The organism is Bacillus sp. FSL K6-1033 (genome assembly GCF_038630765.1).
In the GTDB taxonomy this organism is placed as follows: Bacteria; Bacillota; Bacilli; order Bacillales; family Bacillaceae; genus Bacillus; species Bacillus altitudinis.
In genome coordinates this window covers 403,228-413,409 of the sequence record NZ_CP152041.1, presented here as the reverse complement: position 1 = coordinate 413,409, position 10,182 = coordinate 403,228, and the positions used below count along the sequence as shown (strand labels likewise).

Genomic DNA, 10,182 nt, shown 5'->3' with positions numbered 1-10,182 from the left:
TCTCCTCCTACATCCAATCCAAAATCTGAATCTTGCTTTCTTCCGTCCAAACGCCGACATCCCCTGTCGGATAAAGATATTCGCCTGTTTGATGTTTGAATGGATGCGGAATTTTATGCGCCTCCATCCAATCGGCTAGCTCTCCAAAAAGTGCTTTGATCTCTTTGGCGCCGATAAAAATATCTCCAGGAAATCCAATCGGCATGAGCTGATGTTCTTCATTCAGGACATATATTTCCGTTTCATAGGCAGGATCATGTACGCCTGCATAAACTTCTTCTTGGTCTGGGTATAGCACGCTGACATGTGCGTTTTTCGCCCAATCACTGATCATCCGCTCTTTTTCCTCACTTGTCACAATGGTGAAGGAAGATAGCGGCGTATCCACTTGTTCTGTCATGGCTTCAAGTGTGTGAATCAGCTGCTGCATCAGCGTTTGTATTTGCTTTTCTGTATATTGATTTAAGTTGTATGTGATCCGAAGCTCCAGCGTATCTCCCGGCACTGCGACAAGGGTTAAGTCATAATTTGTTTCTTCATGACTGGCGATGTCTAAAATGCGTACGCCATACGGCTCAATGGATTCAATCGGATAGTTTTCAAACACGACAATGCTGTGAAACAATGCCTCTCCATTTGGAATTTCCGTCATCTGCTGAATATCTGGCAATACGGTATACTCGTATTCTCTCATCTGAAAAACGGTTTCCTGTGTATGGGCGAGCAAACGCGCAATCGTCCAGTCCGAATGGATCGGTAGACGAAGCGGCAATGTGTTAATAAAGAGCCCTGTCATGCTTTCCACTTCTGGTAAGTCGGCTGGCCGGCCAGATACGGTCACCCCAAATATGACATCCTCTGCGCCCGAATGAAGGTGCAAGAGCAGTCCCCACGCTGATTGAATCAGTGTGCTCATCGTGACCTTCTGCTTGCCAGTCATCTTCTCCAGTCTCTGCTGCATCTCTGGCGTCAGTTTGACGCTGGACTGCGCCATGCTTGCTTCTTGGTCTGAAGCATGTTCTTCGCCGTCTCCTGGAAGCGGTGTCGCTTCCTCTACGCCTGACATATAACGCTGCCAGAATTCTTGCGCCTTCTCTTGATCCTGCTTTTGCAGCCATTCGATAAAATCTTTATATGGACGGACTGTAGAAAGACTGATCTCTCGTTCATCCACAAGAGAGCGATACAGCGCAAAAGATTCCTGAATAAAACTGAACAAACTCCAGCCATCGATTAAAATGTGATGAAAACTAAAGACAAACGTGCATCTTTCCTCATCACAACGGAATAAAGCAATCCGAATCAGCGGTTCATCTATATGGTCTAAATTGAAATCCTTTGAACGATCAGATACTAAAAAGTGTTCGATTGTCTCTTCTTGCTCCGCATCACTCAGGTGGCGCACATCGTGCTGAGTGAGGTGGATGCTTCCTTCTGATTGAATGAACTGAACAGGCTCCTTCAGCCCTTCCCAAGCGAATTTTGTTCTCAAAATCGAATGACGTTCTACAAGAAGGTTCCAAGCTTGTTCATAGGCATCACCGTTTGTTAAGCCTTGGAGCGTCATATGCACCTGACCAAAATAAGCTTGTGAGGCTTGATCTAGCAGTGCATGAAACAGCATTCCTTGCTGCATTGGAGACAGCGGATACACATCGACTACATTGTCTGGAAGTTCATCTATTTGCTTTTGCGTAAGCTGAACCATCGGAAAATCAGATGGTGTAAAGCCGCCGCTCGTTTCAACACAATGCGCCAAGATGATCTCCATTTTTTCTTTAAAACGTTCAGGTAACAACCGCACCTCTTGATCTTGCAGCAGTTCACGATTGATCATAAAGTTCATCTGCAACTGACCATCTGTAACATATCCATACACATCGATCAAATGCTGTCTTTCTGCTTTCGGATCGTGAACATGTCCATTTCGTTCGTCTGCTATATAAAGCTTGGCTTCGCCATCTGCCTGATCTAACTGACCGAGGTAATTAAAGCTCATCTGCGGCGTTACCGTTTTGAGTAAACGAGGTTCTGTCATGTATTGAAGCAAACCATAGCCGATTCCCTTTTGCGGCACAGCTCGTAAGGTTTCTTTGACGTCTTTGATTTGTCTTGCAACATCGGTTTGTATAAAAGGAATAAAAATAGGATAAGAGCTTGTAAACCAGCCGACTGTCCGTGACAAATCCATCTGTTCAAATAAATCCTCGCGTCCATGCCCTTCTAACGTGATGAGCATTGGCTTTCCAATGGCTTGCGTGAGGCCTGATAACAGTAAATCGTTAATCTCTGTTCGGTATGCTTGTGAGGCCTGTCTAAGTAACATATCTGTTTGTTCCTTTGTGAGCTGAACCGACAGGATCTCTGCATGTTCTTCTATATTAGAAAGCGCAGGCAGTTGGAAAGGAGAACCTTCTTCCTCTTGATCCTTGATTTTTTGCCAAAAAGAGGCCTGCGCTTGTAATTGATCTGTTTGTGCATATTCATATAAGGCATCTGCCCACTGCTTATAGGAGGCGGTTTTTTTCGCAAATATGATGTCCTGCCCCGTAGCAAGCTGTTTCAATCCATTTAGTACATCTTCTTGTATCATGCGCCATGATATGCCATCCATGACGAGATGGTGTGCAGCAATAAAGAGCTCAGACGTGTCTTCACCTGTATGAAAAAGAATCGCTTTGATCACTTCTCCGCGCTCTAATGACAATGTTCCTTGACAGGCACTTGTCTCCAAGCGGATTTGTTCCCGTGCTTCCTCCTGAGATACATCCGTCACATCAAAGAATGTGACACATGGTGTGACACCAGGCTCACGAATGGTTTGAATCCATGTGCCATCTGCCTCTTTTGTATAGATAGCTCTCAGCATATCGTGATGATCGACCAGTTTTGAAAGAACCTGTGTTAACTGTTCATGTGGAACAGATCGCTTCATTTCAATATGCGCCGATAGATTCCAATAATCTTGATTGGTCATCGATTGCTCAAAGAACCAAGATTGAATCGGGAGAAGACGAACCTCTCCTGTCACAGGTGATTGATCATAGACCGTAGAGACCTCTGCCTTTCTCATCACTTGTGCGAGTTGTGAGATGGTCTGTTTTTCAAATACATCTCTCGGCTGGATGACGTAGCCTTCCTGTGCTAAGCGTGCCACCATTTGTATGACAATAATGGAATCTCCGCCAAGCTCAAAGTAGTTATCATGGACGCCAATAGAAGGAACGCCTAGCAGCTGAGACCACACTTTTTCTAACACACGTTCTTCCTCAGTAGCTGCTTTGTCAATGGCTGTTTCTACTTCTTCTTGTCTCCACTCTGGCGGCGGAAGACGCTTTTGGTCTACCTTGCCATTTGGCGTGAGCGGTAATTCATCCAGCTCTATTAATAGGCTTGGTACCATATAATCTGGCAGAATGTCTTTTAAGTTATGGCGAATGTCTTGCGTGGTCATGCCGCCTTTTTGGACAAAATAACCGATCAATCGCTTATGACCACTCTCATGCTGATACGGGATAACGGCACATTCTTTGATGTCATCAAATGTCAGCATAGCGGCTTCAATTTCTCCACATTCCACGCGGTGTCCACGAATTTTCACTTGATGATCGATTCTTCCAAGACAGTCAATGATGCCATTTGACAGCCAGCGGCCCATATCGCCTGTTTTATATAAACGCGCTCCTTCTTGGAAAGGATGCGGGATAAATGATGATGCTGTTTTTTCTTCATCTCCAAGGTAACCAAGTGCTAGCCCTGTGCCGCCAACATAAATTTCGCCGATGACGCCTTGCGGAACTGGCTGCATTTGGTCATCTAATACATAAGCTTGTGAATAAGCAATAGGCTGTCCAATCGGGACCGTCGCCTGATCTTCTTCCAGTGCCCGAATGTGATGCACACAGGAGAATGTTGTATTCTCTGTTGGTCCATAACCATTTAAAAGCCCTTCAGGCAAATACGGTAGTGCTTTTCGGATATGAGCGGCTGATAAGGCATCTCCGCCGACCAATAATGCATGAAGTCCAGATAAAGCTTCTGGATGTTCTTCTGTTAAACGGTTGAACAGCGGCACAGTCAGGAACCCTGTTGTAATCTGATAAGTTTTTAGTGCTTCCGCTAATGTATCCATTGATAAAATGGTATTTCGATCCGTCAGTATGAGCCTTCCCCCGTTTAAAAGGGCACCCCATATTTCATACGTAAAAGCATCAAAAGAGAAGCTGGCGATTTGTAAAATGCGCGTTTGTTCATTAAGGGTGACATAGTCTGTTTCACACACAAGCCGGACGACCGCTTGATGCGGGATCAGTACTCCTTTTGGCTGTCCAGTTGACCCCGATGTGTAGTTGATATAAGCAAGTCCATCAGGTCTTAGTGCAGCGGGCATGACTTCTGCTTCTGGTAAAAATTCTTCATACCCTTGATCAAGACAAATGAGTTCCGTTTGATGGATGGATACTTTTTTCAGCCATTCATTTTTTGTCAGTAAAAGCTGAATACCTGTATCTCTCAGCATATAATCAATGCGGGCATCTGGATATTCAGGATCAATTGGCACATAAGCCCCGCCTGCTTTCACAATGGCCAGCACCCCAAGAATCATTTCAGGCGATCTGTCGATGAGCAGTCCAACTGGTTCATGCGGCGTCACGCCTCGCTGCTGCAAATAGCCTGCTAGACGATTGACTTTCTCGTGTAACTCCTGGTACGTCCACTCATCTCCTTGAAACTCAAGCGCCACTGCATGAGGTGTCTTTTTCACTTGCGCTTCAAATCGTTCCGTCATGAGTAGCGGACCTTTTGGTTGATCAGTCTTTCCGCTCCATTCATAGAGCAATTGATGCTTTTCTTTCTCTGGCAGGAAATTCACTTGTCTGATCGGCTGCGCTGGATTTTCACAAATTCCTTCAAGCAGGTGCTCGTAGTATGCGAGGAATCGCTCCATTGTGTCATCAGAAAACAAATCCGCATGATACTCAAGTTTTAACTGAAGACCTTCAGCTCCTTCAAACACAAACAGGGAGAGATCAAATTTCGCTGTATCATTATCTTCAATGGCTAAAACCGACGTCGCCTCTCCCATTGGAGAAGCTTCAAGCGGTAGGTTTTGCAGAACAAACATGACCTGAAACAGCGGCTGCTTACTGGCATCACGCACAATATTCAATTCATCGACCACCATCTCAAACGGCACATCCTGATGTGCATAAGCACCGACGGTTGTCTCCTTCACTCGCTCTAATAATTCCGTAAAGGCTGGATTCCCGCTATGGTCGATCCGAAGCGCCAATGTATTCACGAAAAAGCCGATTAAATGCTCCATTTCCGTTCGATTTCTCCCAGCAATGACCGAGCCAATGACAAACTCGTCCTGTGAAGACAATCGATGTAATAGAGTAGAGAAAGCCGACAGCAAGGTCATATACAGTGTGCTGTCTGTTTTCTTGGATAGCGCCGCAATCTTTTTAGACAGTGACTTCGACAGCTGATATGTTTTCGTCTTCCCTTTGTAGGATTGAACGGCCGGCCGCGGATGATCATACGGCAATACCAAATCTTCAACAGGTGCCGCAAATTGCTCCTTCCAATAGGCAAGCTGCTTACCTAGTGGTTCTCCTGTCAAATACTCCTTCTGCCACAGTGCGTAATCCGCATATTGAATTGGCAGTGCCGGCAAGTGAGGCTCCCGCCCTTCGATCGCCGCTGTATACCACTCGGATAATTCTCTTGCAACAATGCCGATCGACCAGCCATCTGACACGATGTGGTGAATGGACATAAGCAAGATATGCTCTGCGGGTGAAAGTCGAATCAGCTTTACTCGAAAGAGCGCTTCGTGTTCTAATTGAAAAGGTGTGGATGCCTCTTCTTTCGCCCATTCAGCCGCTTTTTGTTCTTTCTCTTCCTGTGACGCTATGCCTGAAAGGTCCATCACCTCAAGCTCTGGAAGGGCCATCTGTTCATGAATGACCTGTATCGGTTCATCCCCGCTCATCGTAAAGGACGTTCTGAGCGATTCATGTCTTTCCACCATATGATGTAGACTTTCCTGAAGCACCTTGATATCTAAAGGCCCGTTCATCCGAAAAGAAATCGTATTATTGTAAAATGGCAGATCCGGCTCTAATTGATAGAGGAACCACTGTCTTTGCTGGGCATAAGACATCGGAATTTCCTGACCCTTCTCCATTTTTCTCATCGGAATCACTTCATCTGCTTTGGCATTTGAATCGATCCAGTCTGCTAATTCTCCGAGTCTCGTATGTTCAAACAACACAGCAAGCGGTACGTCAAACCCTGTTTTTTGTCTAACCGCAGACAGCATTTGCGTCGCCTTCAGCGAATGACCTCCTAGTAAAAAGAAATGATCGCCGCAGTTGACATCTGAGACACCGAGCAGCTCTGACCAAATGTGTGCGAGCAGTTTCTCCGTTTCTGTGTGAGGTGCTCTGTTGTCTGCATCCATTCCGCTTTCCTCTATTAATTCATGAAAATATGCCTCGTCTGGCGATCCATCTTCTGTTTCTTTCCAATATTCCTCAGGAAACAAATGCACGGCATATTCACCAGATAGACGGGACTGTAAACATGTATGAATCGATTGATAAAGCCGCTCTTCAACCGCCTTTGTTTGATCAGTTTTGAAAAAGACGTAAAAGGTCTGCTCTGTTTGCATCTCCGCATCCGCATGGACCATCTCGTGAATCTCTTTCTTCGATCGATCCAATCCCGTATAAATGAGCGGAGCATCTGTCATCAGACATGCGAGCATCGTTTGGAAGCCTGCCTGCTTTGAAATTGGGAGATAACCTCTTTCTTTTAAAATGCCTTTTATCATGGAGCCTTCACTCATTCCAATCTCGTCCCACATGCTGAAACTAAAGCAATATGGCTTCACTGTAGATGTCAGCTTCTGATAATGAGCAAATTGTTCCACGAACTCATTGGCAGCGCAATAGGCGCCGACAGTCATACCGCCCTTTAGCGTTCGGGCTGACGAGCTGGAAAGAAATAAAACATTCCTGCGTTTGGAGGCAGCTTCATGAAGCGCAATCGTTCCATATACCTTCGCTTCGTACATGTCATTCAGAGACACAGATGTCATATCAGCAAGCAGTTCTTCTTGAATGATACCTGCGAAATGAATGATGCCATCCAGCCTTCGATTTCCAGCGACCTCATGTCTAGAGATGATCGCTTCCACCTCTTTTTCAGCCGTGATGTCTGCTTTCTCATACAGAACATTGCCGCCATGCACTTTTGCCTGCTTCTCTAGGAAAGCCAATGTCTCTTGCTGGTCACTAGAAAGTGCCTCTCTTTCTTTCCTTCCAAGCAATACGAGATGTGCTTGATAAGATGTCAGTAGGTGTTCACTGACTAAACGTCCAATTCCGCCTAGCCCGCCTGTTATGACATAAAGCCCAGATGATTCAAATGGCGGCTCTTTCCTTTTCTGTTCCTTTTCCAAATGAAGAGGTGCTAAAAAGGGAATATAACGAACGCCTTGACGATACGCAGCAACATGACGATCTTGGTCATGTGTGAGTTCTGCCATTATCGCCATTGCATGGGAATGACTAGATACCGATTCTGCTAGAGAAAAATCAAGACATTGCACCTTGATAAGCGGCCATTCATGCTGAATTGCTGTCATCAGTCCTACTGTCGTTGCTTTTTCTACATCGTGGATTTGATCCTCCGGCACATTCATCGCATGGGCTGAGACAAAAGTGATGGCCACCTGCTCCTCATAGACGGAAATGGCTTTTGTTAAAAATAATGCACTCATGCTGCCCGTTTTCTGCGCTTGTTTTGCCTTGTCCACATAAAGCTTGTCTTCTTGGTTTGTATAGTTCCAAAGGTGAATGATGTGTTTCACCGAAACGCCATACGAACGGAGCGTCTCAAAGAGTTGTTCGTAGTCAGACGGCCGATTCGGGTGGATGATGAAGTGAGTGTGTGTGAGTTGTTTGAACGCTTGACCCGGTTCAACCGTAATGTATGTTTGTTCACTGTTTGCAAAAGATTTCAATTGATCTGCCAGTCCTAATGGATCTGCAAAGATCACAACGTCCCCTATGATCTGCTTGTCAGCTACATCAAGTGGAGCAGGTATCCACTTCTTTTGATAACTCCAATCAGGCAAGGTATGTTCATTTTCAAGTCTCATGTCCATTTCCATGATCATTTCATCAAATTCGCCTTCTTGCCATCTTGTCTTGAGCTGTGCCCTTTCTATTTTTCCAGAGCTTGTTTTGGGAAATGCATGCTTCTGGACAGGAATGATGCGAGATGCAGACAAGCCCATTTTTGTTGCAATATGGGATTTAATGTGTTGACTTGCCCTCATAATATAAGCTGGCTCATACAGCTTCGGTGTAAAAAAGAGAATCAGTTCATCGGATGCAGAAGCCTCCATTCGGACAGAACAAGCAGCCACAAAGCTCGTTTCTACTCCCGGTACTTCTTCTGCTATGGCTTCAATTTCATAGTTGTGATAGTTTTTCCCGTTGATGATAATCATGTCTTTTTCTCTACCGGTTAGTGTCAGCCTTCCTTCGTGCAGGAAACCTAAATCACCCGTGTGAAACCAGCCATCCGCTTGAAATACTTCTTGATTCGCTTCGTCATTCCGGTAATAACCCTTCATGGTGGTTGGACCTTTTATTTGCACACGGCCAATATGATCTTCTGGAAGAAGCTCATGCTGATGATTGACGATGCGTATCGTGATACCTGGAATCGGTTTGCCCAACTCAGTAAAGCTGACGGTTCCCGTCTCACGTGCTTCTGCTGGTCTTAGCTGCTCTGTCAGCGACGTTTCCTCAAAGGTCAGAACCCCGCTGTTTTCATCTCCACGCTCAATCGCAAAGGAAAACACAACCGCTGATGAGATTTCAGACATGCCGAAAGCCGGTCTGATCACATCTCCCTTTAAGCCGTGCGGAGCAAGCAGGTGTAGAAATCGGTGGATGGTTTTTGGAACGACCGCCTCTGCCCCATTGATCATGCAGGTCATCGCCGACAGATCCCAAGACCCTGATGAAATCTCTTTCTCATAATCATTGATCATCGCAAATGCAAAGTTAGGTGCCCATGTCTTCGTTGCACGGTAGCGGTCCATCCAGTCAAGCCACCGCAGCGGCTGAGCGATAAAGTCATCTGTTCTTGCCCGAATCTGCTCGCAGCCTGTGTACACATTGACAAGGTGGAACATCACGATGCCACCAATATGATCTAAAGGCATCCAGTCTAACGAGACATCCTCTTGTGTAAATTGATTCGCTGCCACTGTTCCTTTGACGTTCGCCAGCACACTTCTATGGGAATGCTCTACACACTTTGGCATCCCTGTACTTCCAGACGTTAAGATAAAGAAGACGGAATCATCCGGCGCGGCAGGGTGAGCGGCTGTATCTCTTTCTAATGTCAGCATCGGCTCAACTGCTGCGACACGTAATTGGTCTGTATGCCACAGGAAGGCTAACCCTTGCACCTCCTCGATCAGTGAGTCATCTGTTAGGATGAGCGGATGCTCGAGCAGCTTCCAAGCGTGATGAAGCTTCTTCACTGCAGCATTCATCTCCCGATAGGTTGGGGCAGCCGACACAAGCGTTGGAACAAATCCGCCTAATACACATGCCCAAAAGGCAGTGACCATGGCATGATTCGATGAGAATTGAAAGAAAACAGGATCGCCTGCCTTAAGCCCCAGTGCCCTTAACCCAGTCAGAACCCTCTCGGCGTCTCCTTGTAACTGCGCATAAGATTGTGTGAGTTCGTTCTTGCTATTCACGATATACGTAAGCCCATTTGTCGTTTTTGCAGCCTCTGTTAAGACGTCCTGTAAGGTCTGTGCGCCTTGTGTGACGTCGAGATCCCCTCCATAGGAAAGAGCGGGCGGCATGTCGGCCAAAGCAGGTACAGCCGTTTTCGTCTGTATCGTTTCCGCTGCGGCCTCCTGCTCAATGTGCTTGTCGAGAAATAAATGAGAGAGGTGATACGGCCGCGGTCGAATGGTTTTTTCACGTGAAAAAACAGCGAAGCGTTCGATTTCGTTAGTTTGTAAAATGGTTGTTTTTACATCTTGTAAAATCGCATCCATTGATACATGTATACTCGTTTGGTTAATGGTTGATGGTTTCATATGAGTTCCTTTCCTTTTTTGTTAGGCAGGAC

The 10,182-nt window shown here is 45.9% G+C and carries 1 protein-coding gene; it reads right to left on the bottom strand.

The window, feature by feature from the left end:
- Positions 1-7: 7 nt before the first annotated feature.
- Positions 8-10,150: an amino acid adenylation domain-containing protein gene (locus tag MHH31_RS02005; RefSeq protein WP_342495207.1), complete on the bottom strand. Its 10,143-nt coding sequence runs from the start codon at positions 10,148-10,150 to the stop codon at positions 8-10.
- Positions 10,151-10,182 lie beyond the last annotated feature (32 nt).

Bases quoted from the DNA above. Each gene is read 5' to 3' on its own strand.
- MHH31_RS02005 (WP_342495207.1), bottom strand. From the start codon at position 10,150: ATGAAACCATCAACCATTAACCAAACGAGTATACATGTATCAATGGAT.